This window comes from Paenibacillus sp. P36 (assembly GCF_045866505.1).
Taxonomy (GTDB): domain Bacteria; phylum Bacillota; class Bacilli; order Paenibacillales; family NBRC-103111; genus Paenibacillus_E; species Paenibacillus_E chondroitinus.
In genome coordinates this window covers 1,302,499-1,327,455 of sequence record NZ_AP038372.1, presented here as the reverse complement: position 1 = coordinate 1,327,455, position 24,957 = coordinate 1,302,499, and the positions used below count along the sequence as shown (strand labels likewise).

Annotated in this window: 23 protein-coding genes, 16 tRNA genes, 1 rRNA gene and 1 riboswitch; of the genes, 5 read left to right on the top strand and 35 right to left on the bottom strand. The window is 49.2% G+C overall.

Features of this window, described 5'->3' with window-relative positions:
* The first annotated feature begins 63 nt into the window (after positions 1-63).
* A complete protein-coding gene (locus tag ACKTT9_RS06150; RefSeq protein ID WP_407870879.1) occupies positions 64-750 on the top strand; it encodes a hypothetical protein in 687 nt (228 codons plus the stop codon).
* A 65-nt stretch (positions 751-815) separates the two neighbouring features.
* On the opposite strand, the gene lepB is transcribed toward ACKTT9_RS06150, so the two are convergent.
* From lepB to ACKTT9_RS06120, 6 genes are all read right to left on the bottom strand, one after another.
* Positions 816-1,364, bottom strand: coding sequence for a signal peptidase I (gene lepB / locus ACKTT9_RS06145; protein WP_127453163.1), 549 nt, complete (start codon positions 1,362-1,364; stop codon positions 816-818).
* A 26-nt stretch (positions 1,365-1,390) separates the two neighbouring features.
* Positions 1,391-2,038, bottom strand: a complete 648-nt coding sequence (locus ACKTT9_RS06140) for a response regulator transcription factor (RefSeq protein WP_127453164.1) — start codon at positions 2,036-2,038, stop codon at positions 1,391-1,393.
* Between the two features lie 75 nt (positions 2,039-2,113).
* Entirely contained in the window at positions 2,114-3,175 is a 1,062-nt protein-coding gene (locus ACKTT9_RS06135) for a sensor histidine kinase (RefSeq protein ID WP_407870878.1), read from the bottom strand.
* Between the two features lie 24 nt (positions 3,176-3,199).
* Complete coding sequence (gene liaF, locus ACKTT9_RS06130; RefSeq protein ID WP_127453167.1) at positions 3,200-3,862, bottom strand: cell wall-active antibiotics response protein LiaF; 663 nt, start codon at positions 3,860-3,862, stop codon at positions 3,200-3,202.
* A 175-nt stretch (positions 3,863-4,037) separates the two neighbouring features.
* The gene (locus ACKTT9_RS06125; RefSeq protein ID WP_407870877.1) at positions 4,038-4,664 is read right to left on the bottom strand and encodes a PspA/IM30 family protein; all 627 of its coding nucleotides are present in this window, start codon (positions 4,662-4,664) and stop codon (positions 4,038-4,040) included.
* 24 nt (positions 4,665-4,688) lie between these two features.
* Positions 4,689-4,988, bottom strand: coding sequence for a LiaF transmembrane domain-containing protein (locus tag ACKTT9_RS06120; protein WP_407872977.1), 300 nt, complete (start codon positions 4,986-4,988; stop codon positions 4,689-4,691).
* Between the two features lie 168 nt (positions 4,989-5,156).
* Positions 5,157-5,309, top strand: a riboswitch (cyclic di-AMP (ydaO/yuaA leader).
* Positions 5,310-5,322: 13 nt separating this feature from the next.
* On the opposite strand from ACKTT9_RS06120, the gene ACKTT9_RS06115 reads away from it, so the two are divergent.
* On the top strand, positions 5,323-6,120 hold the full coding sequence (locus ACKTT9_RS06115; protein ID WP_407872976.1) for a stalk domain-containing protein: 798 nt from the start codon (positions 5,323-5,325) through the stop codon (positions 6,118-6,120).
* A gap of 354 nt (positions 6,121-6,474) precedes the next feature.
* On the opposite strand, the gene eis is transcribed toward ACKTT9_RS06115, so the two are convergent.
* On the bottom strand, positions 6,475-7,668 hold the full coding sequence (gene eis / locus ACKTT9_RS06110) for an enhanced intracellular survival protein Eis (protein WP_407870876.1): 1,194 nt from the start codon (positions 7,666-7,668) through the stop codon (positions 6,475-6,477).
* A gap of 177 nt (positions 7,669-7,845) precedes the next feature.
* Between eis and ACKTT9_RS06105 the strand changes: the two genes are divergently transcribed.
* Positions 7,846-7,959 (top strand): sporulation protein YjcZ, encoded by a 114-nt coding sequence (locus tag ACKTT9_RS06105; RefSeq protein ID WP_127453175.1) that lies wholly within the window; start codon positions 7,846-7,848, stop codon positions 7,957-7,959.
* 92 nt (positions 7,960-8,051) lie between these two features.
* Here the strand turns inward: ACKTT9_RS06105 and glp are convergent, their stop codons facing one another.
* The 9 genes from glp to ACKTT9_RS06060 all read right to left on the bottom strand — a co-directional run bounded on the left by glp (position 8,052) and on the right by ACKTT9_RS06060 (position 16,892).
* The gene (glp, locus tag ACKTT9_RS06100) at positions 8,052-9,320 is read right to left on the bottom strand and encodes a gephyrin-like molybdotransferase Glp (protein ID WP_407870875.1); all 1,269 of its coding nucleotides are present in this window, start codon (positions 9,318-9,320) and stop codon (positions 8,052-8,054) included.
* 22 nt (positions 9,321-9,342) lie between these two features.
* Positions 9,343-10,347: a GTP 3',8-cyclase MoaA gene (moaA, locus tag ACKTT9_RS06095; RefSeq protein WP_127453177.1), complete on the bottom strand. Its 1,005-nt coding sequence runs from the start codon at positions 10,345-10,347 to the stop codon at positions 9,343-9,345.
* A 55-nt stretch (positions 10,348-10,402) separates the two neighbouring features.
* Positions 10,403-11,017 (bottom strand): molybdenum cofactor guanylyltransferase, encoded by a 615-nt coding sequence (locus ACKTT9_RS06090; protein WP_407870874.1) that lies wholly within the window; start codon positions 11,015-11,017, stop codon positions 10,403-10,405.
* Positions 11,014-11,664, bottom strand: a complete 651-nt coding sequence (locus ACKTT9_RS06085; RefSeq protein ID WP_407872975.1) for an MOSC domain-containing protein — start codon at positions 11,662-11,664, stop codon at positions 11,014-11,016. The genes ACKTT9_RS06090 and ACKTT9_RS06085 overlap by 4 nt, the downstream gene beginning before the upstream one ends.
* Positions 11,665-11,750: 86 nt before the next feature.
* Entirely contained in the window at positions 11,751-13,073 is a 1,323-nt protein-coding gene (locus ACKTT9_RS06080; protein WP_407870873.1) for a molybdopterin-dependent oxidoreductase, read from the bottom strand.
* 184 nt (positions 13,074-13,257) lie between these two features.
* Positions 13,258-14,268 (bottom strand): ATP-binding protein, encoded by a 1,011-nt coding sequence (locus ACKTT9_RS06075; protein WP_407870872.1) that lies wholly within the window; start codon positions 14,266-14,268, stop codon positions 13,258-13,260.
* Positions 14,269-14,300: 32 nt separating this feature from the next.
* Positions 14,301-15,023: a response regulator transcription factor gene (locus tag ACKTT9_RS06070; protein WP_407870871.1), complete on the bottom strand. Its 723-nt coding sequence runs from the start codon at positions 15,021-15,023 to the stop codon at positions 14,301-14,303.
* 138 nt (positions 15,024-15,161) lie between these two features.
* On the bottom strand, positions 15,162-16,400 hold the full coding sequence (locus ACKTT9_RS06065; RefSeq protein WP_407870870.1) for an MDR family MFS transporter: 1,239 nt from the start codon (positions 16,398-16,400) through the stop codon (positions 15,162-15,164).
* Positions 16,401-16,508: 108 nt separating this feature from the next.
* Positions 16,509-16,892, bottom strand: a complete 384-nt coding sequence (locus tag ACKTT9_RS06060; protein WP_157319738.1) for a hypothetical protein — start codon at positions 16,890-16,892, stop codon at positions 16,509-16,511.
* A gap of 231 nt (positions 16,893-17,123) precedes the next feature.
* Here ACKTT9_RS06060 and ACKTT9_RS06055 point away from each other — a divergent pair, with 231 nt between their 5' ends.
* The gene (locus ACKTT9_RS06055; RefSeq protein ID WP_407870869.1) at positions 17,124-17,918 is read left to right on the top strand and encodes an alpha/beta fold hydrolase; all 795 of its coding nucleotides are present in this window, start codon (positions 17,124-17,126) and stop codon (positions 17,916-17,918) included.
* Here ACKTT9_RS06055 and ACKTT9_RS06050 read toward each other — a convergent pair.
* Positions 17,908-19,122, bottom strand: a complete 1,215-nt coding sequence (locus tag ACKTT9_RS06050) for an ROK family protein (RefSeq protein WP_127453235.1) — start codon at positions 19,120-19,122, stop codon at positions 17,908-17,910. The two genes, ACKTT9_RS06055 and ACKTT9_RS06050, sit on opposite strands and share 11 nt — an antisense overlap.
* Before the next feature lie 74 nt (positions 19,123-19,196).
* The gene (locus ACKTT9_RS06045) at positions 19,197-19,904 is read right to left on the bottom strand and encodes a class I SAM-dependent methyltransferase (protein ID WP_407870868.1); all 708 of its coding nucleotides are present in this window, start codon (positions 19,902-19,904) and stop codon (positions 19,197-19,199) included.
* A gap of 244 nt (positions 19,905-20,148) precedes the next feature.
* On the opposite strand from ACKTT9_RS06045, the gene ACKTT9_RS06040 reads away from it, so the two are divergent.
* Positions 20,149-20,259, top strand: a complete 111-nt coding sequence (locus ACKTT9_RS06040; protein WP_315953125.1) for a YjcZ family sporulation protein — start codon at positions 20,149-20,151, stop codon at positions 20,257-20,259.
* Between the two features lie 94 nt (positions 20,260-20,353).
* Here the strand turns inward: ACKTT9_RS06040 and ACKTT9_RS06035 are convergent.
* The 17 genes from ACKTT9_RS06035 to ACKTT9_RS05955 all read right to left on the bottom strand — a co-directional run bounded on the left by ACKTT9_RS06035 (position 20,354) and on the right by ACKTT9_RS05955 (position 24,882).
* Positions 20,354-20,432 (bottom strand) — tRNA-Leu (locus ACKTT9_RS06035).
* Between the two features lie 19 nt (positions 20,433-20,451).
* Positions 20,452-20,540 (bottom strand) — tRNA-Leu (locus ACKTT9_RS06030).
* An 11-nt stretch (positions 20,541-20,551) separates the two neighbouring features.
* Positions 20,552-20,625: transfer RNA gene (locus tag ACKTT9_RS06025), tRNA-Cys, on the bottom strand.
* Between the two features lie 10 nt (positions 20,626-20,635).
* Positions 20,636-20,710 (bottom strand) — tRNA-Gly (locus ACKTT9_RS06020).
* Positions 20,711-20,718: 8 nt separating this feature from the next.
* Positions 20,719-20,790 (bottom strand) — tRNA-Gln (locus ACKTT9_RS06015).
* Between the two features lie 22 nt (positions 20,791-20,812).
* Positions 20,813-20,885, bottom strand: a tRNA-His gene (locus ACKTT9_RS06010).
* 25 nt (positions 20,886-20,910) lie between these two features.
* A tRNA-Trp gene (locus ACKTT9_RS06005) sits at positions 20,911-20,984 on the bottom strand.
* A gap of 12 nt (positions 20,985-20,996) precedes the next feature.
* Positions 20,997-21,078, bottom strand: a tRNA-Tyr gene (locus ACKTT9_RS06000).
* A 9-nt stretch (positions 21,079-21,087) separates the two neighbouring features.
* A tRNA-Thr gene (locus tag ACKTT9_RS05995) sits at positions 21,088-21,163 on the bottom strand.
* A gap of 17 nt (positions 21,164-21,180) precedes the next feature.
* Positions 21,181-21,256: transfer RNA gene (locus ACKTT9_RS05990), tRNA-Phe, on the bottom strand.
* Between the two features lie 20 nt (positions 21,257-21,276).
* Positions 21,277-21,353: transfer RNA gene (locus tag ACKTT9_RS05985), tRNA-Asp, on the bottom strand.
* An 11-nt stretch (positions 21,354-21,364) separates the two neighbouring features.
* Positions 21,365-21,441, bottom strand: a tRNA-Met gene (locus ACKTT9_RS05980).
* 53 nt (positions 21,442-21,494) lie between these two features.
* Positions 21,495-21,570: transfer RNA gene (locus ACKTT9_RS05975), tRNA-Val, on the bottom strand.
* 15 nt (positions 21,571-21,585) lie between these two features.
* Positions 21,586-21,660 (bottom strand) — tRNA-Glu (locus tag ACKTT9_RS05970).
* 15 nt (positions 21,661-21,675) lie between these two features.
* Positions 21,676-21,767: transfer RNA gene (locus ACKTT9_RS05965), tRNA-Ser, on the bottom strand.
* Positions 21,768-21,770: 3 nt separating this feature from the next.
* Positions 21,771-21,846, bottom strand: a tRNA-Asn gene (locus ACKTT9_RS05960).
* Between the two features lie 117 nt (positions 21,847-21,963).
* Positions 21,964-24,882, bottom strand: a 23S ribosomal RNA gene (locus ACKTT9_RS05955).
* Between the last annotated feature and the right edge of the window lie 75 nt (positions 24,883-24,957).

The window sequence follows — 24,957 nt, the reverse complement described above, 5'->3', positions numbered from 1 at the left end:
GTACCAATTTACCCCAATACCTTCGAATGATATACTAGACTTATGTGAAAAGGGGTGATTGAAATGATCTATGCCTATCCTCCGATAACAGCAGTAAATAGCTATCAAATCCATAAGGATTACTATCGGGTTAGCGGTATCCGCGGCATCGCAGGTGGTAAATCTACCACGATTCGTGAGCAGCTTAATTTGCCATATGAGGGCTCACCGTATCAAAAAATCGCAAAAGCTGCAGCCCAAAACGTAGCTGGATTCGTTCAAACTGCCCAGAATGCCAAGCTCTCCGCACAATCCTTGGTCCAAGCAAGACCAGGCGACAACAATCGTGAAACCATCCTAGAGCCTATCCGTGAATTTGTAGATACATATAATGAGCTTCAGACCTCCTTACGAGAGTCGCCTGCGTACATGAATCGTTCCCTTCTTGCCGGGCTAGAACAAGCCGCTAAGCCGTATTCGCTCAAAGAAATCGGCATCAACAAGCTTGATGATGGCAACCTTGAGTTTCAGGAGCAGGAGCTTCAAGGTCAAGTCAACAACCTGTCAGGCTCCTTTCGAAAAAGTCTCGACAGCCTGACCAACTTCGCCTCTACCTTGGCGAACAATCTTGGACAGTTGCAGCAAGTTCCTACTGAAGCGTTGTTTCAAATGTCCCGTTCTGACCTAAAACCTTACGGGCAATACCGTTCCAAACTCCAAGCCTACTTGCCGGTACCGATGAGAGGCCTGCTGCTAGATACACAGATGTGATTTGAAAAAAGCGACCCTCTGGAATGAGCTCATGCATCCGCATGCTCACCCAGAGGGTCGCTTTTTTAGAAGAGCTTCTTGCCTAAGACATGATCGAGTGGAACGTATCCAATGACCCGGCTGTCCATACTGTTATTTCGGTTATCTCCCATCACGAATACGTGATCTTCCGGAACCGTCCATTCCTTGTTCCCGTTTGCTCTCATCGCCTCATTCAAGTACGGCTCTTCGAGCAATTGGCCGTTCCGGTACAATTTATCGTCTTTCATCTCTAAATGATCGCCAGGCTTCCCAATCACACGTTTGATCCACACGTGTTTGTCATCGCCTTTTGTAAATAAGCTAAGCAGAGGGCTGTCCAGCAGATCGTTCTTGAACGTCCGCTTCAAATCAACTCTAGAATCAATAATGACGATGTCTTCATAATTAGGTTCGTAATTGAACGTATGAGAAAGCTTTGATACATACACGCGTTGACTGTCATGCAGCGTAGGGTCCATAGAATGACCCATTACTTTGGTCGATTGGAACACAAAAACGCCAAGAAATACGACTAAAACAAAAGAAATGGCAATGGAACCAAACCAGCTCCACAATTGCTTGAGAAAATTCATCCTTATCGCTCCCTTGTCCCATGTTGCTACTCAGCCAAGCCATGCTTAAAAGCATAGATGGCAGCTTGTGTTCGATCCTCCACACCAAGCTTGGCGAGTACGTTCGTGACGTGAAATTTCACTGTTTTCACACCGATAAACAAATCATCCGCCAGTTCCTGGTTCGACTTCCCTTTGGCGATCAGCCGCAGGACTTCCATTTCCCGATCCGTCAGCTCTTCATGCGGTTCCGCTGCCGCCTTAGGCTGTCTGAAACGGTTCATAATCTTAGAGGCAACCTGAGATTCTAGAATGGATTGCCCTTTGGCCGCGGCTCGAATCGCTTGAGCAATCTCGGAAGCACGAGACGTCTTGAGCAAATAACTGAAGGCTCCAGCTTCAATCACTGGATACATTTTCTCATCATCCAAGAAGCTAGTCAACACAATGACTTTACACTCCGGATACAGCTGCAGCAGCTTCCGGGTTGTTTCGATCCCGTCCATGCCTTCCATGACCAAATCCATCAGCACGACATCCGGTCGATATTCCTGGGCCAACCGAATGCCATCTTGACCGTTGCTGGCTTCTCCGACCACTTCAATGCCATCTTCTGTTCCCAGAACAGCGGCAAGCCCGATCCTCACCATTTCATGATCATCGACAAGCAAGACTTTAATCAATGTATCGTCCATTTGCTTCTCCTCTCGTCAGCAGAACTGTTTTCCTATATTCCACTACCATCACCATCAATTAACAACACGAACCAACTATACATTTTCCACTGCATCTGTAGCTAGAATCGGCACTCGAATTTCGATACGCGTACCCCGATCAGGAGCCGTAATAATGTCAACAGAGCCGCCAATTTCGTTAACCCGCTCCTTCATCGATACGATGCCGTAGGAGGTAAGCTTCTTCGCATCCAGTTCAAAACCGACACCATCATCGCGGATCGCCAGGCGAACGCCGTCAGCGCGGTGCAGCAGCTTAACCTCGAGCTTATTCGCTTTGGAATGACGCAATGCATTCGAGAGAGCTTCCTGTACGATCCGGAACAGGTGATCCTCAATGCCTTTATTTAAACGAATCTCTTCGTCCATATCCCACGTAATCGCCATCGGCACCTTGGCCGCCAGCTCTTTGAGAAGCTCAACAAGCCCTTCGGACAATCGTTTTCCTTCCAAATGGATAGGCCGCAAATGAAGCAGCAGCGCCCTCATCTCCGATTGCGCAACAGAAGCCATCTCCTCAATCAGATGAATCTGCCGTTTGGCTTTCTCGAAATCCTTGTCCAAAGTCCGGCCAACAGCCGTTGCGGTCATCGAAATCGCGAACAATTGCTGGCTGACCGCATCGTGCAGCTCCCGCGCTAATCGCTGCCGTTCTTCAATAACAGCCGACAATTTCGCTTTCTCCGCAAGCTCGGCATTATTGTTAGATAGTCGCTGCAGGGAAGTAACCTGCTCTTCCCAACGTTTCATAATGCGACCGAGCTGCTCGCCGAGACGCCCGATCTCATCTTCGCCATTCTGGAAGCCTTCGCGGGCGAAGGTCCCTTTTTCAAGCAAAATCATCGTCTCCATCAGCGGCTCAAGCCGGCGTGTAATCCGTGAGCTGTTCCAGTAACCGTACCCTGCACCAATGCCTCCGATAATCACGATGGCCATGAAAACGAATTTCACACCTTCTTGCCAGCTCGTAAATGGTGTGATTAGATTGTTTGAGTTCATGAAATAGATGATAGCGCCAAATACAAAAAAACTAAAAATAATCGATTCAGCCATACTGCGCCATATCATATTTGTTAATCTGCGTTTATAGCCGTCCAATATGCGCTGAACCTCCTCTAGACGTTACATCACTTTAATTTTAATATCTCCTACAATATACGAAAGCACAAGTTTCACGCGGTGGTCGCAGCTCTCATAATTGGACGATTGCCACTGTAATTTGTTCATTACGCCTGATTCACGCTCACTTGCAACTTGAATTTGGCCAAATGTAACGGATGCTCCTACGGAGACGCCAATATCATCTGGTACCTTTATATCTACATCGCCTATCACACCTTGCAGAATAAGCGTTGTTTCCTTTTGCTCCAGTATGGCAAGCGAGAGATCGATATACGTCTCCCCGATAATGTACCACGTTGAACTATTGCGCATGATCCAAGGCTCACGCCCCAAGCGAACGCTGTCCATCAGCTTCTGCTTCTGAATATAGGTGTCATCTTTATGCACTTGCTTGGACCGTATGAAAAAGAATCCTAATGAAATCAAAACGATAGATAAAACAATCGTAATATGATCACCAAACAGAATCACAGCCCCTACTCCGATGAGCACAAAACCTTTGCGCTCTTTGCGGGAACGGACCCGATGAATGCCCAGCAAGACGAGGATTATCGCAAGAATGGGGAAAAAGCCTATCGTATGATCCAGAAGCAAAAAAAGACCGGCGCCAATCAGCACAAGAGCTGTATTCCGGTTGCGGTTGTTTTTAGTTTCTTCGCCCATCGCTGCACCTCCTCTGGCTGCCGATTAATTCGTTCATATAGATTCCTAGCATACCATAAGAATGGACAGCCTCCAAGATGCAAATCCTTGCCCAGCAAGGCTCTAGCATGAGGAATGGAGGCCGGAACCCGACTGCGCCGCATACTGTGCGCAGCGCAGTACAATCACGCGAGGCTTATTTCTTGTCGCGCCAATCCTGCTGAAGCTTGCGCATCTCTTGCTTGAGGTTGCTGCCGGCCTCCTTCAGCGTCTCTTTCGACACGCGCCCCGCCACGCGCAAGCCCTGCAGCGCTTCCCGGCCGAGCTCGCGGCCGGTCGCTTCCAGCTCGCGCAATGCTTCGCGAGCTTCTTCCTTGGACAGCCCGCTTCGCGGCTGTCCTGTTCCTGCTGTGCGGCCGGCACGCAGCGCCGCCAGCTCGTCTGCGAGCGCCAGGCAGACGTCCTGGCTGCTCGCGTACTGCGCGCGGTACTGCGCGCAGGCTGCTTCCAAGCGCAGCTTCTCTTGCAGCGCCATGCGCGCCAGCTCTTCGTCGCCTGCGCGCATGGCCAGCTCGGCCTGCTCGGCGCGCAGCTGCGCCATCTCCTGCGCGTCGACGCTTTGCTTGCGCAGCTCAATCGTACGCTGCAGCGCCTCCTCGTAGCGCTCCTCCAGCTCGGCTATGCCGCGCGATGCTCCCGCGTGTCCAGCGTGGCTGGAATGGCTGGAGTGGCCGCCTCCCCGTTCATGCAGGTCCAGCTTGCTTGCTGCCTCCTGCCAGGCCATATCGGCCATTTTACCAATTCGATCAAATACGCTCATCATCCACACCCCCTATGTTCCTGTTGATTAAAGTCTGAACTCCGCCGAATCGTTTGGTTTTTTTAGCATGCGATAGCCGTAATACATTAACCACACTGCAAACACAATCGCTAGGAATCCAGATAATTTTGTAATTAATATCAAAGCGCCAATGCCAAAAATCAGCCATCCCATCTTCTTGCCATGAGTTATCCCCACATAACCAAGCCCCACCATCGCCACAGGAACCAGCAGTCCCATGACATGAAAATGCATGCCAACTTGATGCATACAAATGAGAAAGCCAACTGCTATCAGAATGAGCGCCCAACTTTTTGATCGATTCATGCTCACTATTGCACCGCCCTTCGCGTAATCTTCTTGCTACTATCGTAGCCGAAATGGATTCACGTCAAAACGGACTCCCGACTGTTTTTGTACCTAGACCTAAGTCCAGTATGGTCTAAGACCTTTAACCATATTTTGGGCGTTGTTTCCATTATTCTATCAATGATAGAATATTTGAAGCCGAGTCCGGTGCACAGACAAAGTGCCGGTACGGGGGACGATTTACATGGGGTGAATATTTGCTCTGTACGCAGAGCAGACTAGGGAGAACCTTCTTCCCGAACCCGTCAACTAACCTCGGAGGCTCATTTTGAAGGAGGATTACCAATTGAATATGTTTACAAAAGGGTTAGCGTGCCTTGCTGTGTCCTTCACAGTTTTGGCAGGAGGCTTTCTTTCCCCATTTTCGGGACATGCTTATGCACAAGCCGCGAGTATGGACGTGAAAGTGCAAGTCAACGATGACCTGGTTCAATTTCCGGATGCCCAGCCTTATTTGGATGACAACCACGCTACACAAGTACCGATCCGTTTCGTAACTGAGAAACTGGGTTATGATGTACAATGGCAAAAGGAAGGCGACGCAATTAAAGTCACACTGAACAATGACAAGCATTCTATTTCCTTGGTGTCAGGTCAAAAAGAGGCCGAAATCGATAGCACTCCTGTCGAGATGGACACACACGCTGAGTTCCAAAACGGACGTGTCTACGTGCCGCTTCGGTTCTTAAGCAATGCTTCCGACATTCCCGTTCAGTGGGATGCAAGCAGCAATCTAGCGATTTTAAGTAAAGACGGCAATCATCACGCACCTGATTATGAGCTATTTGAGTCAACAGCTTACTCCGCTGATCCTTCTGAAAATGGAGGCTTTGGAGCATTGGACTATATGGGGAATCCATTAGGAATCGGAACCGTCGCTGTAGATCCATCGGTTATTCCACTTGGATCTAAGCTCTATATAGAAGGTTATGATTTCAACGGCCTGCCAAAAGGCGGCATGTATGCTTATGCAACGGATACCGGTGGTTCCATCAAAGGCAAACGCATTGACATTTACATTCCAGGCTCCCAGCAGTCCTTACGCAAATTCGGCTTCCAAACTGTAAAAGTGTACAAACTAAACCCGTGATAATCACGGGTTTTTTAATTTTGACGAACAGCCCGTGAATATCAGGATGCTAGCCGTTGCTTGTATCTTGCTCCTGCGCCGAGTTATTTGCTTACAAAACACTCAATCCCCTGAAATAGAGCCCCACAGTTCCCTTATAGGTCGGGGGATGTGCGATGCGTGTGCTGTGCAAATGCAGTGCGAGTGAAGCCCGCACGAAGACCTCTCAGCGAAACTACAGTCCGCTATTTGTTTGAAAAGCTCGCTTCTGATCCAGCGAGGGGAACTGGAGTCCTCTATTCCCTCGTTCTAGGCTGAAATTTCCGAGAGAAAGCGCACTAACAAAAAACGGCCCCGGAACACCGGGACCGAATCCTAAAAGAAATCCGCCAAATACGTCGTACGCTGCGGAATTGCCGCTTCCAACCGAGTAACCAGTTCCTGCGAGCCTTGAAGCCGCTCGATTTTGGCCATAAAGCCCGCCTTTTGATAACTCATAAATAAGGCAGTCAACGTTTGAATACTACAGCTCAGTATACGCTCATCCGCTGGTTGCTCACCCTCAGCTAACTTGATGACCTCCGCTTTTTCCCCACCGCTGCCAGTGAATTGCAATTGGAAAACGCCATCGTTCCAGTCCGCATGCGGATCAGAAATTCGCAAATAGATCGGCTCAACCTCTTTGCGCGGTTCAAACCGATACTGTTTCAGGAAAGCTTCCACATCGATAATACGCGCCGAAAAATACGTTATTTTCTCCTGCTTGAACTTAGGATCATGCACCAAGAAAGGAAGCTGATCATCCGCTGGCGCTTTAACCTCCACCTTCGAGATCATGGAATCATGATCCGCTATGAACTTCCATAACCCGCGTCTCGTTTCTTCATCCAAAAACACCATCTCATGAATGGTCGCCGTATACTCTTTTACTTGATAAAAGACGTACCCCGTCCGTTCACCCTTGGCATTAACATAGAGGGCTACCGTACCTTTTTTGTTTTTAAAATATCGATTGTTCCACCAATTTGCGTCCCGCTCCATCATTCCATTGAATTGCAGGGCATACTGTTCATAAATAGGATTCAAAAGCTCCCATTCCCTCGTCACACGAACGATTGAACTGCCTTCTGGAGCATAGAATTTTGGAAGTTTATCCGCAGGAATTTCATATTTCAGGTAGTCAATATACGTCTCCCAGCCATACTTCCGATAAAATTCGAACTTAAACGGAGATAGAAAGGAGACGGTCTGCCCTTGCTCTTTCATCACCTTGAGCGCTTGAAGCAGCAGCTTCGCGACCATTCCGTTGCGCCTGTACTCCGGCCAAGTTGCTACTCCCGCAATACCGCCCATGGCAAAACGCTGACCATTCAGCCACGTATGAAATTGGTTAATTTGAAGCTTAGCAGCTAGTTTCCCCTGAACAAAATAGCCCCAAATTTGCTTCGGATCTGTCCAACTGCTGCGGTCTTCCTGCTCTTCTGCGCTCAGTTCATATTGAAAAGCAAACTGGGATAATGCAAGACTCTCCGGCAATTCCTGTTGTTCCAATGTTCGAATTTCACTCATTATGTATCACCTCATGTACAAGTATACTGGAAAATCATTGACAATACCTATGCCTATTTAGGCGTTCTCCATTTAGAAATCAGGGCATACGTCCAATCAACGAATGTCTCTACGTCATATGATGTTGATGTATAGTGATTCAACCCACTTAAATACTTAAGAACCGGAGGGGATACTATGTCATATGCAGCTGGTTGTGGTACTGGATACGGATCTGGATACGGATCTGTAGGTGTCGTTCTTGTCCTTTATGTTCTGCTTGTTATCATCTTGGCTACTTTCGCAATCTAATCTTGCCTTCATTCCAACCTGACTATTCCTTGTAAAAAGACCTGCTTGCACTAACTTCTTTGAAAGAAGATGAGTGATCGGCAGGTCTTTTTTTATTTGATCGGATAGATAAGAACACGTTCGCCCCTCGCAAAACCTGAGCCTCCGGCAGGCAGTTGAATCAAACAATCCGCATCTTTAATGGAAACCATGATGCTCGACTTATCAATGCCGGAAGGCTTAACCCGCAAACAACCATTCTCGACATGCGTTGTCCCTCGGACATAACGCGGGAATGCCGAGCCTTTGTCGTAATCCACATCCAAATAAGCTGTCATGGCTTCGGGGCAAGGAGATAGGCAGCCTGACATCGCTTTAATCAGCGGCTTGGCAAATAGCTCAAAGCCTACAAACGATGCGCCCGGATTACCGGAGAGCGAGAGCAGAAGCCTATTCTCCCAAAAGGCTGCGCTCGTCGGCGTGCCTGGCCGCATCGCCACTTTATTAAACAGGAGCTTACCCGCAAACCTTCCAAACAAATTCACCAGAACATCATAGTCACCAACAGAGACACCGCCGGAGGTGATAACAAGATCAACTTTGCCTAATGTCTCCAGCAGAGCGTCTTCCACCTCTTCTACATTGTCCGAGAGCGCGTGCATAATCACCGCTTCTCCGCCCGCTGCTTCGACTTGCGCAGCAAGCATGTAGCTGTTGCTGTTACGTATTCGTCCAGGCTGCAGCGCTTCCTCAACATTCAATAACTCAGAGCCTGTTGAAAAAATCGCTACCCTCGGTTTGCGGAAAACCGTCACGAAGGAATAACCAAAAGTCGCTAATATCGCCGCTTCACCAGGCCCGATTTGTGATCCTTGCGGAAGCAATAACTCCTGCGCGGCTATTTCCCCGGCAATAGGAGTTATGTTGCTGCCCACGGGTATATTTTTCTTAATGCAGACCTGAGTCGAGCTTACCCCCGCGTCCAGTAAGGGAAGTGCATCCGTCATTTCCAGCATCACCACGCAATCCGCTCCATCTGGAACAGGCGCTCCCGTCATGATCCGGGATGCAGCACCTGAATACACAGTAAGCTCAGGAACCGTTCCGCTTGGAATATGCTCAATGACACGCAAAATAGCAGGATTTTCTGGCGATGCCTGTTCAATATCCGCAGCGCAAACCGCGTATCCGTCCACGCCGGATCGGCGAAAATGAGGCACGGGATGATCGGCATAAATATCCTTGGCTAATCGCCTGTTGAACGCAGCGGACAACGGTACAATTTCCGTTTCAGTAAGTTCGACATACTCGGAAAGCACGCTTCGAGCTTCTTCCACCGAAATGACTTTGCGCCCGAATTTAAGCTTCACATCGCTATTCACTAACGTCCGTTCCTCCTATGGGCTAACCGCCAATTTGCGACATCCGGCGAAGTGTTGGTGTATGAGACTGGCTTTCATTCAGCAGTGCCTGCGCCATTTCATGATTTTGCGGCTTGATATCCAAAGCACGGAAGAAAAGGTCTTCCATTGCCGAATCATTCCCAATATAAGTCCGAACATTGAATTCATCTGACCAATACAAGCATGGCTTCACATTACCATCTGCCGTAATTCGCAGGCGATTGCAGGTCTCGCAGAAGTGATCGCTGATCGGATGAATGAGCCCGAATGAACCTTGAGCGCCTTCAATCCGGAAGTTTTGAGCAGGCCCGTTCCCATACACGGCGTCCGAGGCTATCGCATTCCAACCCTTTTCCTTACAGCGATCCAATACGGTCGACAAAGGCAAATAGCGGCTTTTCCACGCCTCATCCTGATGCCCGATCGGCATATATTCTATGAACCGAACTTGAATCGGACGATCCATCGTCATTTGTAAAAAGTCTTCAATTTCGTCATCATTCATGCCCTTCATAAGGACAACATTCAACTTGATCGGGGTAATGCCCACACGATAAGCTTCTTCAATGCTGGCCAGAACACGGTTAATATCGCCACCTCGGGTGATGAGTGAGAACCGGTCTGCTTTCAAGGAATCCAGGCTTATATTCACACGGGTTAATCCTGCTGCGCGAAGCTTTTCAGCTCTTGAAGCAAAATAAATCCCATTCGTTGTCAACGCAATATCTTCAATCCCGGGTATTTGGGAGAGCATACCAATCAGTTGTTCCAGGTTTTTACGCACAAGCGGTTCTCCTCCGGTTAATCTCAGCTTTCGGACTCCCAGTCCTGCCAGCACGCGAACAACCTCGGTGATTTCCTCGAATGTTAACAGCTTGTCATCCGGTTCAAATTCCATTCCTTCTTCGGGCATACAATATACACAACGAAGATTACAGCGATCCGTAACTGATATTCGTAAGTAGTCGTGCATGCGTCCAAAACGATCCATCAGCAGCTTCGGCATGAAGTTCACCTTCTCTCCAGTCCATTATGACACATTTAATAACTAAATCCTACACTCATGATAGATTCTCTAACATAAACTTGTATTCATCCGGTGTATTCACATTCGTTACAAACTTTGACGATAGATTTAACTTTTCAAAAAAAGCATTCTCCGCAGGCAACCAGTCGATATGATCCAACAATCCCATCAATCGATATTGTTCCTTCTTTAATAACACCTCAGCCTCAGAACCAACTAATCTGGAGTAAATCCCATGGAGCGGATGAACCTTGTCATCTATGACCGGAATAACCGCATCAACATTAGCTTCTTGGCACAATTGTCTCATAGCTTCTGCAGCTTCGGATGAAATAAAAGGCATATCACATCCAACAATCCACATGAATTGTTCGGTTGCGGCTTGCGCAGCTGCATGAATACCGCTTAGCGGCCCTTTTTGAACATATATATCTGACACCCATTGTACATTCAAAGGCATGGAATTAGATGCTAGAAGTAATTGGAACGCCTCGGGTTCATTCGATACGACAATCATCTGGTTGCAGATACGGGACATTTCCGTAAGCTGACGAAGAAGCAAGGGCTGATCTTGAACAGGAAGCAGCGCCTTGCTTCTTCCTTCCATGCGGCGATTGAGCCCTCCGGCCAAAATAACACCTGTCATCATGACTCGAGTTCCATCAATCGTTTTGTGAAGGATTTCTTCCAACTTTCTGATAGAGCTTCCGTCTGTACGAGACGTTGAGCTCCATCCTTGCTCATTTTATCGTGATATTTGATTTGATTCGCATAGGCCAGCGTTACGCCGTCAGCATCTTTGGCGACAAGCTTCACTTCGGAATTAACGGAGAGGAATCCTTCTTGCAAAACCCTGAAATAGAAACCGGTATATCCCGTTTCCTGCATGTGCAGCGGGGTTTTGGCCCACTCCAGGCGTTTGCCTACTTTAAAACAAGGCTGGCGCGGCTGCGAGACCTGAACAATCACTTCATCAATAGCATAAATGTCGCCAATGCAAACGTCCGTTTCGAGAAAACCGCGCACCGTCAAATTTTCACCAAAAGCACCCGCTTCCAGCTTGTGGCCAAGCACTTCCTCCCAGTAAGCATAATGCTCCTCGGGGTAAACACACAGTGCTTTATCAACGCCGCCGTGCACCGTTAAATCGGCTTGCCCGTCCCCGTCCAATTGGGTTTTGGACACATACAAAGATGAGCTGACCGGGGACTTGTATATGCCCGTGACCAGCTCTTTGCCTTGATATTCAACAATTTGTGGTTGGCCCACATTCACCGATACGATTTCCAACGTTATTCCTCATTTCCAAGCAGGTTCTTTGACATAACTATATCAAAAACCACCCGGAAAGTCAGTTTCAGTTTCTTGCCATTTCATTCCCATTACGCATTGTTAGATCGATCCACCCAAGCATCATTATCGTAGCCTCTAACTTCCCAATACCCCATGTGCTCCTTCTCAATAAGCTCAATCGCTTGGAGCCATTTGACGGATTTATACGCATACATCTGAGGAACGATCAGCCGGACCGGACCTCCTAATTTTTGTGGAATCGGCTTGCCATCCAGCATCACAGCTACCATAATGTCGTCACCTTCAGCTTGTTCCAACGAAAGGGCATCGGTATACACCTTATCGCCGGAATAAAATTTCACAAATTTCGCCTTGGACTGCACACCCGCTGCTGCTAAAAACTGCTTAAGCGGTATGCCTTCCCACGTACAATTATAAATGGACCAACCAGTCACGCAATGGAAGTTGCTAACCTGTACCGTTCGTTTCAACTTCAGAAACTCTTCCCAGTTCCAAACAGCAGGTTTATCCACTAGACCGGAAATCGCAAATTGCCAAGTCTCCGAGGAAAAAGCCGGAATTTCCGTCACCGTATAAATACGGAAATTCCCTTGCGCTCCTCCGCCGACCACAGCGGCAGAGTCCGGCAGTGGCGCAGGCGGCGGCAGCATGCTGTTGCCGTCACCTGCGACATACTCGGCGGTCGACGAACCGCCGGTGTCGAAAGCGCCTTTTATCCAGCGATAAAAGGCGGGGCCGACCGCGATCACAAGCACCAGTCCTGCGGCAAGCCGCAGGAACGAGGCGCGTGTGATCGGCGACGCCTTCAGCGCGGCGATAACCGCCTGTGCTGCTGAGCGCTCCGCCGTGGCGTCAGACGCCGCCACGGGAGGCGCTGCCGCCGGCTGCACAGCCGGCGGCTTAACTGAGGCAGCGGCGGCTTGATCCAGCCGCTGCTGGCGCTTCAGCCATCTGCTGCGCGAGATGGCGTGGTACACGGCATACGGCACTCCGACCCAGGTCAGCAGGTCATGAATGAGGAGTGCCGTATTGTTTAAAGCGGGTGGCAGATGACGGAACTGCCACAGCACCACCCCGGACGCTGCCCAGCCAACCAGCAGCGCCAGCACGAAGACCAGATTCGCGCGTTGATTACGGCGCGTGCGAATCTGCCGCCAATGTTTGCGAATCATTGGCGCGTATAGGACCATCAATAAAATAGAAGCGACACCCAAATAAATATGAAGCTGCTTCAACGACACTCGGACAATCCCCAAATCCCCGCGAATCGCCCCTATGCTCAGTACAATGCCCGTTATGGTCAGCAGCAGGAGAACCCAGGCATTCCAGCTATGTATAGCATTAAGACGCTTGCCAAAGGATTGCTTTAACCAACCTCTTTTCGACTCCATACGCCCACATCCTATTCAACCAATAGTTTATACCTCTAATCATAACGTACAAATCTTAAAAAAAGCTTACAACTCGCTAAAATTACAGAGTGCGCTCCATCCTCAGAACTGCCCTGGCCGCTAGTCCCCTGAAATACCGACTTCTCCATCTGCTCAGAATCTCCCCTATTTCAGCTGAAGCGCCCTATTCAATAGGAATGGTAAACCAGAACGTGCTGCCACTCCCCTCATCCTTGCCCGCTCGGCTATCCACACCGATTGTTCCGCCATGCAGCTGGACGATGGACTTAGCAATCGCCAAACCGAGTCCGGCTCCCCCACTAGTACGCGTTCGTGATGGGTCCGAGCGATAAAACCGGTCGAATATTTTGTCCGCATCCCTTTCCTCGATTCCCTCGCCTTGATCTTGAATCTGCAGCTTTAGAAAAGAGGTCGGCAGCTGTTCCACTTTAATTGTAATGCTGCCGCCAACAGGGGAGTGACGTATGGCATTGCCCAATATGTTCGCCAGAACCCGCTTCATTTCCTGAGGCATAATGGTCACAGGCGGCAAGTACTCCGGCAGGTCTACAACGACTTGCAACTGCTTATCTTCCAGCTGAAAAGCCAAGCTTTGCAGACCATCCACCAGGAGCTGATCAACATGATACGGCTCAGGCACGAAGTCGCTTCCACCTGCATCGAGCTGCGAAAGCTTAAATAATTCCTGGATCAATCCGTCTAATCGTCCCGTTTCCAAACGGATCGTTCGGAGATAACGCTCGAAGGTCGCTTTATCCTGAATGACATCGTCTTCCAATGCTTCTACGAAAGCCTTAATTGAAGACATTGGCGTTCGCAGATCATGTGACACATTCGCCACAAGCTCCTTGCGAGAAATCTCGGCTGTTCGTAATTTACTGAAACTTTCTTTCAGTTTCCCGCTCATGCGGTTGAACTGTTCCGCTAGTCTTTGAAATTCAACTGGCCCGATATGAGGCACCACGCCCTCAAAATGGCCTTCTGAGATGCGAGTCGTTTCCTGAGTAATGGCATGAATAGCTTTTTCCAGTGGGCGTGTCATGATGTAATGGATACCCATCGATACGACAGCCGCACCTAAGGTAACGGTCGACAGAATCACAACATCCTTCCAGTGAAGCAGCATAAAATGGTAGCAAATAAGCAGCGTAAGCAAGATGATCCCTGTACTCACTCCGCTTGCAATGAGCAAATATAATCGAAGCTTCAGGATGGCTCCCTCCCTTCGAATTTATAACCGATGCCCCACACCGTTTTGATAAAGCGCGGCTCAGAAGGATTAGGCTCCAGTTTCTCTCTTAAACGGCGGATATGAACCGTTACGGTCGTTGTATCCCCGTAATAATCAATATCCCACACTTTACTCAGCAATTGGTTTCGCGAAAACACTTGATCCGGATGGGCTGCGAACAAATGCAGCAGCTCAAATTCCTTCACAGTCAACTCGACGTCTTTGTCGAGGACGCGGACACTGCGATGAAGCACATTGATTTCGAGTCCAGGGTATCTCAATATATGGGCAGGCAGTGCTGCCTCTGCATTAACCACAGTCTCCATCGAAGTACGCTGCATCCTGCGCAAAATCCCTTTCACTCGCAGCACAAGCTCTCGCGGGGAAAAGGGCTTCGTCAAGTAGTCGTCAGCCCCCATCGTGAGTCCCATCAACCGGTCCATCTCATCCCCCAGCGCCGTCAGCATGATGATGGGAACGTCCCGCTCATTGCGGATTTCTTCGCAAACTTGCCATCCGTTTTTACCGGGCATCATCAGATCGAGCACGATCAACTGCGGATTGTGCTGCCGCCATTGCCTGATCGCTTCCTCGCCGTTCATTGCGGAAATGACTTGATAACCTTCCCTCTGCAAATAAACAGTACAAACATCTATAATATTTGGTTCATCATCCACAACAAGAACTAACGTTCCCATACAGACATACCTCCTCAAGCTAGTATAATTATACCTCATCCTTTTAAAAGGAAACTTACAGATGTCTTACAAAACAATAAAAAACCCAGCATCCTAAGATGCCAGGCTTCCATACCGTTAATATTAACGAACTTTAGTTTATACTTGCAGCACACCTTCAACAGCAGGCTCTTCCTGCTTACGATTTAAGCTTCGGATATATCTCGTTTGCGCAATACCGGCAGCAATGAGAATGACGCCTACGACGGCAAACATCACTTTTCCGCCATAATGGCTGAATAGCAATCCTCCCAGGACAGGGCCGATGGCACGAGATAACTGCCAATTCATTCCGAACACGGAGAAGTACAAACCTCTATGCTCTACTGGGGCAATCACGGAAATCACTTTTTGAATATGAGGACCGTTCAACATTTCACCAATGGTAAATAAAAATTCAACAAAAAGCAAAATCGCAAGATAAGGAACAAATCCGTAACCGATGGATACAACTGCAAACAACATGTAAGAGACAGCCACGACAATATAAGCAGGGACGTGCTCTGTTCGTTTTGCGATCCACAGCTGCAGCGCGATGACTACGCACCCATTGAAAGTAATAATCGTCGCAAAGACCGATTTATAATTTTCGAAATTTTGCTGTAGATGTAAAGGAAATGTAGACTCAACTTGCGCGTATAAAAGGGATACCGGCATGGCCAGAAAAGTAATCCACAGCAGTGGTTTATGCTCCGACCATTTAATTTTGACTTTGTTTGCTTTTGCGGCAGCCAACACCTCTTCACTTTTAACAGGCATCGTCTCTGGGACCTTCCATATGACTAAGCCCGCATAAGCAACTAGTGTAACCGAACAAGCCAGGAAGATAATCGACGGATTCATGGTAAACAAGAGTAAGCCTAAAAGCGGACCAAATGCTGATCCCATGTTTAAAGCCGTGTGCAATAAAGCAAAAACCTCAGCTCGCTTCTGCTCCGGCACAACATCCGAAATCTGAGCATTGGCAGCAGGCCCATACATCGCATGTCCAATTCCATTAACAATGGAAATAAGCGCAAACTCCCATACGTGGCTGGCAAATATATATCCACCAATAGCGAAGGCTTGAATAAGGAGCGCTGCGAGCATCATTGGCTTCCGCCCGTACTTGTCACTCAGGCTGCCTGCATATAAGTTTACGAATATTCCGCATAAGGGCTGTAGACCTACGATTAACATGGATAAAAACACGGAACCGTCCAACTTGTCATACAAATAAAAAACCAGATAGGGTCTCATCATAAAACCGGCTAACGATGTCAGAATCGTGCCCACGACTCGAACCCATATCGCTGTGTCATACTTACTAATCACCGAAAAAAAGGGAATTCTTTGCATTTGACCTCCTAGATGTCTTTGGTACTTTCAGTTTAGAAGGATTTGAGCAAAAGAAAAAGGTAAAATCTCGTTATAACGGATTTCACCTTTTATGTATCTCCTATTTTCTTAACCTCCGATACGAATCTTCCGGTAAGTATCGATAAACGAAAGGACATCTACGCGCTTCCCCCTCTTCTTCGCTACTCTGGCCATTTTCACTAAGGTTGTCCAGAATTCGTCGAGCACGGGAGATTCAAAATCATTTTCCTTCGGAGCCTGTGTCAATTTATTCTTGTTCGTGTATGAAGCTCCTTCATCCGAGATCAGATATTGAATCTGACTTTTTTTCCACTGCTCGCCGGTTACGTAGCTTACGCCAATTTCGCGCATTTTTTTACGTACAGATGTGACAGGACGAGATAATTCTTTGGCAATTACAACGGGAGGGCACTCTGATGAAAGTCGAATTAACTTGTCCAATTCTTGTGTGGACCAAGGTTTTTTAGTCATGACGATAACCTCACTTCATAAATGAAAGATTCGTATTCGCTTTTACTGGTTAACAACGGGTATACTGAGAGAATAACAATCAAATGTTAAAGAAGTATGAGTTAACCATAATGAAAGTATGAAGACATAACTTTTTCGCTATTTCTCTTGTTTTTACGACCTTTGAACTAATATTTTGATGAAATTTAGGTCTTTGTGCGTGGAAAAACTAGTCATGGAGGGTGACAACGAATGAAACATCATATTAATGGAGCAGAGTTGTACATAGCGGAAAAAGGACAAGGAGCACCTGTCATTTTATTGCACGGATTCCCATTGGATCATCGCATGTGGCAAGCGCAGGTAGAGGCTTTGTCGGGGGATTATCGTGTGATTACACCTGATTTACGCGGTATGGGGCATTCGGATGTACCCGATGCTAACATTTCAATGGAGCAATACGCGGATGATATTTTGACGATGATGGACAAAATGGACATACAAAAAGCCGCACTTGGCGGCTTCTCCATGGGCGGATATGTGGCTTTTGCACTTCTGCGCAAAGCTCCTAAGCGATTCACAGCGCTTCTTCTCGCTAATACCCGTCCAGAGGCGGACGGACTGGAGGCTCGTAAGAACCGTATGAATATGGCATCTGCCCTCTATGACAAAGGGGCCAGCGCGGCAAGAGATGCCATGCTGCCGAAGCTGCTCACGGAGCAGACAGCCAAAGATCAACCAGGGCTCGTGGAGAGCTTAAGCGCGGTCATGGCTTCCATGCCTGCCGAAGGTCTGGTTCACGCGAGCCTGGCCATGGCGTTCCGAGCCGACTCCGTCGACCTCCTCGGAGCTATCTCCGTGCCGACGCTTGTTATCGCCGGTGAGAAAGATCCGATTGCGCCACCGGATGTCATGAAAAAGATGGCTGACGCGATTCCTGGGGCCAGCTTTCATGCCATCCCTGAGGCTTCGCATCTGGCGCCGATGGAGAAACCCGAAGCCTTCAATGCGCTGCTCCTTGAATTCCTCCAGGGCGTCACAGCCTAACCAGCTGGTCCATGACCATCACGGCTGCTCCCATAGCAAGGGCTTCTTCACCAAGCTGCCCCTTGCTGAAGACAACCTGATACGCGGGGTAGTAGTACGTTTTCCGAATCGCTACCTGTGTAGCGGTTTGGAAGAACAACTCCCCGCCCGCGATGAGTGGGCCCCCGAGGATGACCTTCTCCGGGTGCAAAATATTTAATAAATTGGCTAATCCTATGCCAAAATAGGTTGCAGCCTCCGTAATGATCTCCACGACAAGGGGATCATTTTTTTTGAGTGCCTCCAATACCTGCGTGTAGGACAATTGCTCCGGGTCCTCCACTAACTGCGACAGCACCGTGGATCGGCCCTGTTTTAAGGCAGAGCGTGCCGCCTTTTCAATCGCATACAAGGATGCGTATGACTCCAAGGCGCCGTAGTTTCCTGAGGCGTCACGGTGCGCCACGCCATCCGTTTGAATGATCATTTGCCCGACAGAGCCTTCCATGTCAACCGCGCCATAGATGAGCTTCCCTTCCGATACCATGGAAGAGCGCAAGCCAACCCCGGCATGAATATATAGCAGATGTTTGAAACTCTGCGTGCGCTGATGCCAGGATTCCGCTAAAATGGCTGTGTTCGCTCCGTTATCCAGCATGGAGGGAATACCCAGTTCCTCTGTCAGCAGCCTGCAGATTTCAACGTTTCTCCAACCATTGGCCTGAAAATAAGCCGGCTCCAATATCGTTCCAGACAGCCTGTCCACCGGACCCACGGCGCCGACACCGATTCCTAGCAGCATCGACTTCGTGATCCCGTGCCGCTCCATCATATCATGCGCCTCCTTGACAATGAGGCGGATTAGCACTTCCGGCGTCATCTCTGCTGTCATCGTCCAGCTCCGGGCGTCTAATTTGTTCATGCCCAAATCAACCAAAACCAGCTTGGATAACGTCCTGGAGATATCCAAGCCGAAAACATACGCATAGGCCGAATTCTTCTCATACAGAATCGGCCTACGCCCGCCTGTTGACGCACCGAAGCCGGATTCAAGTATGAATCCTTGGCCCGTCAGCTCTTCCAAAAGCCGCGTCAACGTAGAGACCGTCATCCCGCTCTGCTCAAGCAGCTCGGTCTTGGATATCGTCGTATGGCGACAAATCAACTCATAAATCTCTTTGGCTTTCCGGTTTGGAATGCGTTCCGATATAGCGCCAGCGTTCAAAAGAAACAGCCCCCAATGATAATCTTTCTCGCCTAATTCGCCATCGGGGTGCTTGATTCCTGCCACGGTTCTATCTATTCCTTCGAGCCTATCATCAACGTGTATCCCATGTAACTATGATACTTATTCACCAGCTCATCATATCTGGCTGTAATTTGCCATATGCGTGGGTCCATGAACGATTGCTTATCGGATAGATGCACAGGGTCTGGATGCTGAACTTGATCCTCGAACATCGTTAATGGAAACGGATGGATACCGGAGAAATCCACAGCAAATTTGCTTCCTTCCAGCAGCTCCCGCCATTCATCCATGCTATAAATTTTACTAACTCCATAAAAGCTGCACAGTGCCCTATGGACGCCAGTGGACATAGTTTTGACGCGGATAACTTCCCGGTCATAGAGCTTCCCTCCAGGCTTCAACACCCGGTAATACTCAGAGACCGCCTTCTGCGCTTCTGCGAAATTCGTGACGGATTCCACCATCACAACATCAAATGATTCATTTTCAAAAGGTAATTGGCACACGTCTCCCTCCCGAAAATCCACCTTCACCCCTTGCTTTTCAGCTCGTATTATCGCCTTAGCTACCATTTCGGGGCGGATATCGACTGCTGTCACTTCACATCCCTGCTCCGCAAGGAAGCACGCCGTTCTCCCCGTCCCGCATCCGACCTCCAGAACGCGTTTCCCTTTCTCTATCGGGTATTTCTTCAATTGTTCCATGGTCTCGCCGAACCCGCCAGGGTGCGCATTGCCCACCCCAAGTTTTGCTAACATATCTAGGTACTCGATAGCACTCACACCTCCATAATGGCATTTCACTCTCTTTTTTACCATATGGAGGGCTGCTGTCTCTTGTTCGAACTCTGGGTCGATTTTCTAAAAAAAGGCTCTCGCCTAAAGCGCTTTTTCAGCTTCTCTTGGGCAGATCACCCAATCAAACAGGGGTATATCACCATAGGATGTATAGTCTCTCATGGAAGGCTGCCGAGAGCATTACTTATGATTGGGGGTGACATCCATGGGTGTTGCTGCTGGTGCTGCTGTTGGTGTAGGCTACGGAACTTCTGCCACTGCTATTCTGGTATTGTTCATTTTACTCGTAATCGTAACAATGACTTACGCTTGGTAATCTATGAAGTCATTTGATAGTTAATAATATAACTTTCCTATGCGCAAATGAAAAAAGCTCATGAAATCAATTGATTTCATGAGCTTTCTTTGTATACCGGCAAGAGGACTCGAACCTCCACCCTTTCGGACTCGATTTTGAGTCGAGCGCGTCTGCCATTCCGCCATGCCGGCATATAAACTTGTAAAACAATGGTGCCGAAGACCAGACTTGAACTGGTACGGTAGTCACCTACCGCAGGATTTTAAGTCCTGTGCGTCTGCCGATTCCGCCACTCCGGCTAAAAATTTTGTGGAGGCGCCACCCAGACTCGAACTGGGGGTAAAGCTTTTGCAGAGCTCTGCCTTACCACTTGGCTATGGCGCCTTAGTAATAATGGAGCGGAAGACGGGGATCGAACCCGCGACCCTCGCCTTGGCAAGGCGATGCTCTACCGCTGAGCCACTTCCGCATATAAAACTGGGGATCAAGGATTTGAACCTTGGCATGACGGAGTCAAAGTCCGTTGCCTTACCGCTTGGCTAATCCCCATTATCTTGCTTTGGTAATAATGGGCGGACGACGGGACTTGAACCCGCGAATGCCGGATCCACAAACCGGTGCGTTAACCCCTTCGCCACGACCGCCACAATATTAAGTTGCTTACTTTTTTGGCAGGGGCAGCAGGAATTGAACCCACACCAAAGGTTTTGGAGACCTTTGTTCTACCCTTAAACTATGCCCCTAGAAAAAGTAAATGGAGGCTGATGGATTCGAACCACCGAACTCGGAGAGAGCAGATTTACAGTCTGCCGTGTTTAGCCACTTCACTAAGCCTCCATAAAGCAATGGTGCCGTCGAGAGGACTTGAACCCCCAACCTACTGATTACAAGTCAGTTGCTCTACCAGTTGAGCTACAACGGCTTATTAAGTTGTAAATATGGTGGCTCGGGACGGAATCGAACCGCCGACACGAGGATTTTCAGTCCTCTGCTCTACCGACTGAGCTACCGAGCCTTACAAGATGTTGGTAATAATGGCGGAGCCGACGGGATTCGAACCCGCGGTCTCCTGCGTGACAGGCAGGCATGTTAGGCCTCTACACCACGGCTCCACATTCATTATTGGTTGCGGGGGCAGGATTTGAACCTGCGGCCTTCGGGTTATGAGCCCGACGAGCTACCGGGCTGCTCCACCCCGCGTCATTAAGTATATTTCAGGAATTCTAATAAATCAAGCCTTGTCTTAGAATTCATGGTGGAGGCTGACGGGATCGAACCGCCGACCCTCTGCTTGTAAGGCAGATGCTCTCCCAGCTGAGCTAAGCCTCCATGGGAATTACTTGATGGTGACCCGTAGGGGACTCGAACCCCTGTTACCTCCGTGAAAGGGAGGTGTCTTAACCACTTGACCAACGGGCCTTACTAGAAAGATAGTGGCGGAGAGAGAGGGATTCGAACCCTCGAGACGCTTGTGACGCCTACACGATTTCCAATCGTGCTCCTTCGGCCAGCTCGGACACCTCTCCATATGGCTCCCCGAACAGGACTCGAACCTGTGACAACTCGATTAACAGTCGAGTGCTCTACCAACTGAGCTATCAGGGAATAGAAACAAATACTTATTCAAGGATTATTCCTTGAAAACTAGATACGAAACGTTTGTAAAGTAATGCTTAGGTTTCAAGCAGAGAGACTTTTGACTCCGTCAAAAGATCCCTATATTAGGTTAAGCCCTCGACCGATTAGTATTCGTCAGCTGCATACGTTGCCGCACTTCCACCTCGAACCTATCAACCTCGTCGTCTACAAGGGGTCTTACATACTGGGAAATCTCATCTTGAGGGGGGCTTCGCGCTTAGATGCTTTCAGCGCTTATCCCCTCCGTACATAGCTACCCAGCGGTGCCTCTGGCGAGACAACTGGTACACCAGCGGTACGTCCATCCCGGTCCTCTCGTACTAAGGACAGCTCCTCTCAAATTTCCTACGCCCGCGACAGATAGGGACCGAACTGTCTCACGACGTTCTGAACCCAGCTCGCGTACCGCTTTAATGGGCGAACAGCCCAACCCTTGGGACCTACTTCAGCCCCAGGATGCGATGAGCCGACATCGAGGTGCCAAACCTCCCCGTCGATGTGGACTCTTGGGGGAGATAAGCCTGTTATCCCCAGGGTAGCTTTTATCCGTTGAGCGATGGCCCTTCCATTCGGTACCACCGGATCACTAAGTCCGACTTTCGTCCCTGCTCGACTTGTAGGTCTCGCAGTCAAGCTCCCTTATGCCTTTGCACTCTGCGAATGATTTCCAACCATTCTGAGGGAACCTTTAAACGCCTCCGTTACATTTTAGGAGGCGACCGCCCCAGTCAAACTGCCCACCTGACACTGTCCCCATACCGGATTACGGTACCAGGTTAGAACTCCGATACGATCAGGGTGGTATCCCAACGGCGCCTCCACCCAAGCTGGCGCTCAGGCTTCAAAGGCTCCCACCTATCCTGTACAGATCGTACCAAAGTCCAATATCAAGCTGCAGTAAAGCTCCATGGGGTCTTTCCGTCTTGTCGCGGGTAACCTGCATCTTCACAGGTATTAAAATTTCACCGGATCTCTCGTTGAGACAGCGCCCAAGTCGTTACGCCATTCGTGCGGGTCAGAATTTACCTGACAAGGAATTTCGCTACCTTAGGACCGTTATAGTTACGGCCGCCGTTTACTGGGGCTTCAATTCATAGCTTCGGAACCGAGGTCCCTAACCACTCCTCTTAACCTTCCAGCACCGGGCAGGCGTCAGCCCGTATACTTCGCCTTGCGGCTTCGCACAGACCTGTGTTTTTGCTAAACAGTCGCTTGGGCCTTTTCACTGCGGCCCCCTCGGGCTATTCACCCTACCGAGGCACCCCTTCTCCCGAAGTTACGGGGTCATTTTGCCGAGTTCCTTAACGAGAGTTCTTCCGCGCGCCTTAGAATTCTCTTCTCACCCACCTGTGTCGGTTTGCGGTACGGGCACCTTCGCCTGGCTAGAAGCTTTTCTTGGCAGTGTGAAATCATGACCTTCGGTACTTAAAATTTCCCTCCCCATCACAGCCCAGCCTTATGGTTAGCGGATTTGCCTACTAACCAGCCTCACTGCTTGGACGAGCATCCATCAGCTCGCGTCACTATCCTTCTGCGTCACTCCATTGCTCATAACGGCTACGGTGGTACAGGAATTTCCACCTGTTGTCCATCGACTACGCCTTTCGGCCTCGCCTTAGGTCCCGACTTACCCTGAGCGGACGAGCCTTCCTCAGGAACCCTTAGGTTTTCGGCGGATCAGATTCTCACTGATCTTTTCGTTACTTATACCGGCATTCTCACTTGTATGCGCTCCACCTGTCCTTACGGTCAGAATTCAACGTACATACAACGCTCCCCTACCCATGCACATACGTGCAAGCCATAGCTTCGGTGGCGTGTTTAGCCCCGTTACATTTTCGGCGCAGAGTCACTCGACCAGTGAGCTATTACGCACTCTTTCAATGGTGGCTGCTTCTAAGCCAACATCCTGGTTGTCTGTGCAACTCCACATCCTTTCCCACTTAACACACACTTGGGGACCTTAGCTGATGGTCTGGGCTGTTTCCCTTTTGACAATGGATCTTAGCACTCACTGTCTGACTCCCGGATTTAAGTTTGTGGCATTCAGAGTTTGACTGGACTTGGTAACCCTTGGCGGGCCCCGCACCCAATCAGTGCTTTACCTCCACAACTCCACATCCGAGGCTAGCCCTAAAGCTATTTCGGGGAGAACCAGCTATCTCCGAGTTCGATTGGAATTTCTCCGCTACCCCCACCTCATCCCCGAATTTTTCAACATTCGTGGGTTCGGGCCTCCAGTGAGTGTTACCTCACCTTCACCCTGGACAGGGGTAGATCACACGGTTTCGGGTCTACGTCCACGTACTAAAGCGCCCTATTCAGACTCGCTTTCGCTGCGGCTCCGTCTTTTCGACTTAACCTCGCACGGGAACGTAACTCGCCGGTTCATTCTACAAAAGGCACGCCATCACCCATATAGAGGGCTCTGACTTTTTGTAAGCACACGGTTTCAGGTTCTTTTTCACTCCGCTTCCGCGGTGCTTTTCACCTTTCCCTCACGGTACTGCTTCACTATCGGTCACTAGGGAGTATTTAGCCTTGGCAGATGGTCCTGCCGGATTCCGACGGGGTTTCACGTGACCCGCCGTACTCAGGATACCTCTAGGCATACGTTCACTTTTGGCTACAGGGCTTTTACCTTCTATGCCGGACCTTTCCAGATCACTTCGCCTAACGAACTTTTGCCACAACGAGGTCCTACAACCCCAAGGAGCAAGCTCCTTGGTTTGGGCTATTCCGCTTTCGCTCGCCGCTACTGACGGAATCACTTTTGTTTTCTTTTCCTCCAGGTACTTAGATGTTTCAGTTCCCTGGGTCTGCCTCCAATGTAGCTATGTATTCACTACATGGTAACTGCGCATTACCACAGCTGGGTTCCCCCATTCGGACATCCCCGGATCAAAGCCTGCTTACGGCTCCCCGAGGCATTTCGTCGTTCGCCACGTCCTTCTTCGGCTCCTAGTGCCTAGGCATCCTCCGTGTGCTCTTTCTAGCTTAACCTAGAAAAAAACATTTAAAGATTGTTGTATAACCCGAAGGTTACACGACCTAAGTTCTTACTTTACGTTTTGTTTC

Excerpts from the sequence above, each read along its gene's own strand:
- ACKTT9_RS06150 (WP_407870879.1), top strand. The coding sequence starts at position 64 with ATGATCTATGCCTATCCTCCGATAACAGCAGTAAATAGCTATCAAATC.
- lepB (WP_127453163.1), bottom strand. The coding sequence starts at position 1,364 with ATGAATTTTCTCAAGCAATTGTGGAGCTGGTTTGGTTCCATTGCCATT.
- ACKTT9_RS06140 (WP_127453164.1), bottom strand. The coding sequence starts at position 2,038 with ATGGACGATACATTGATTAAAGTCTTGCTTGTCGATGATCATGAAATG.
- liaF (WP_127453167.1), bottom strand. The coding sequence starts at position 3,862 with ATGGGCGAAGAAACTAAAAACAACCGCAACCGGAATACAGCTCTTGTG.
- ACKTT9_RS06125 (WP_407870877.1), bottom strand. The coding sequence starts at position 4,664 with ATGATGAGCGTATTTGATCGAATTGGTAAAATGGCCGATATGGCCTGG.
- ACKTT9_RS06120 (WP_407872977.1), bottom strand. The coding sequence starts at position 4,988 with ATGAATCGATCAAAAAGTTGGGCGCTCATTCTGATAGCAGTTGGCTTT.
- ACKTT9_RS06115 (WP_407872976.1), top strand. The coding sequence starts at position 5,323 with ATGTTTACAAAAGGGTTAGCGTGCCTTGCTGTGTCCTTCACAGTTTTG.
- eis (WP_407870876.1), bottom strand. The coding sequence starts at position 7,668 with ATGAGTGAAATTCGAACATTGGAACAACAGGAATTGCCGGAGAGTCTT.
- ACKTT9_RS06105 (WP_127453175.1), top strand. The coding sequence starts at position 7,846 with ATGTCATATGCAGCTGGTTGTGGTACTGGATACGGATCTGGATACGGA.
- moaA (WP_127453177.1), bottom strand. The coding sequence starts at position 10,347 with ATGCCGAAGCTGCTGATGGATCGTTTTGGACGCATGCACGACTACTTA.
- ACKTT9_RS06090 (WP_407870874.1), bottom strand. The coding sequence starts at position 11,017 with ATGATGACAGGTGTTATTTTGGCCGGAGGGCTCAATCGCCGCATGGAA.
- ACKTT9_RS06080 (WP_407870873.1), bottom strand. The coding sequence starts at position 13,073 with ATGGAGTCGAAAAGAGGTTGGTTAAAGCAATCCTTTGGCAAGCGTCTT.
- ACKTT9_RS06070 (WP_407870871.1), bottom strand. The coding sequence starts at position 15,023 with ATGGGAACGTTAGTTCTTGTTGTGGATGATGAACCAAATATTATAGAT.
- ACKTT9_RS06065 (WP_407870870.1), bottom strand. The coding sequence starts at position 16,400 with ATGCAAAGAATTCCCTTTTTTTCGGTGATTAGTAAGTATGACACAGCG.
- ACKTT9_RS06060 (WP_157319738.1), bottom strand. The coding sequence starts at position 16,892 with ATGACTAAAAAACCTTGGTCCACACAAGAATTGGACAAGTTAATTCGA.
- ACKTT9_RS06055 (WP_407870869.1), top strand. The coding sequence starts at position 17,124 with ATGAAACATCATATTAATGGAGCAGAGTTGTACATAGCGGAAAAAGGA.
- ACKTT9_RS06045 (WP_407870868.1), bottom strand. The coding sequence starts at position 19,904 with ATGTTAGCAAAACTTGGGGTGGGCAATGCGCACCCTGGCGGGTTCGGC.
- ACKTT9_RS06040 (WP_315953125.1), top strand. The coding sequence starts at position 20,149 with ATGGGTGTTGCTGCTGGTGCTGCTGTTGGTGTAGGCTACGGAACTTCT.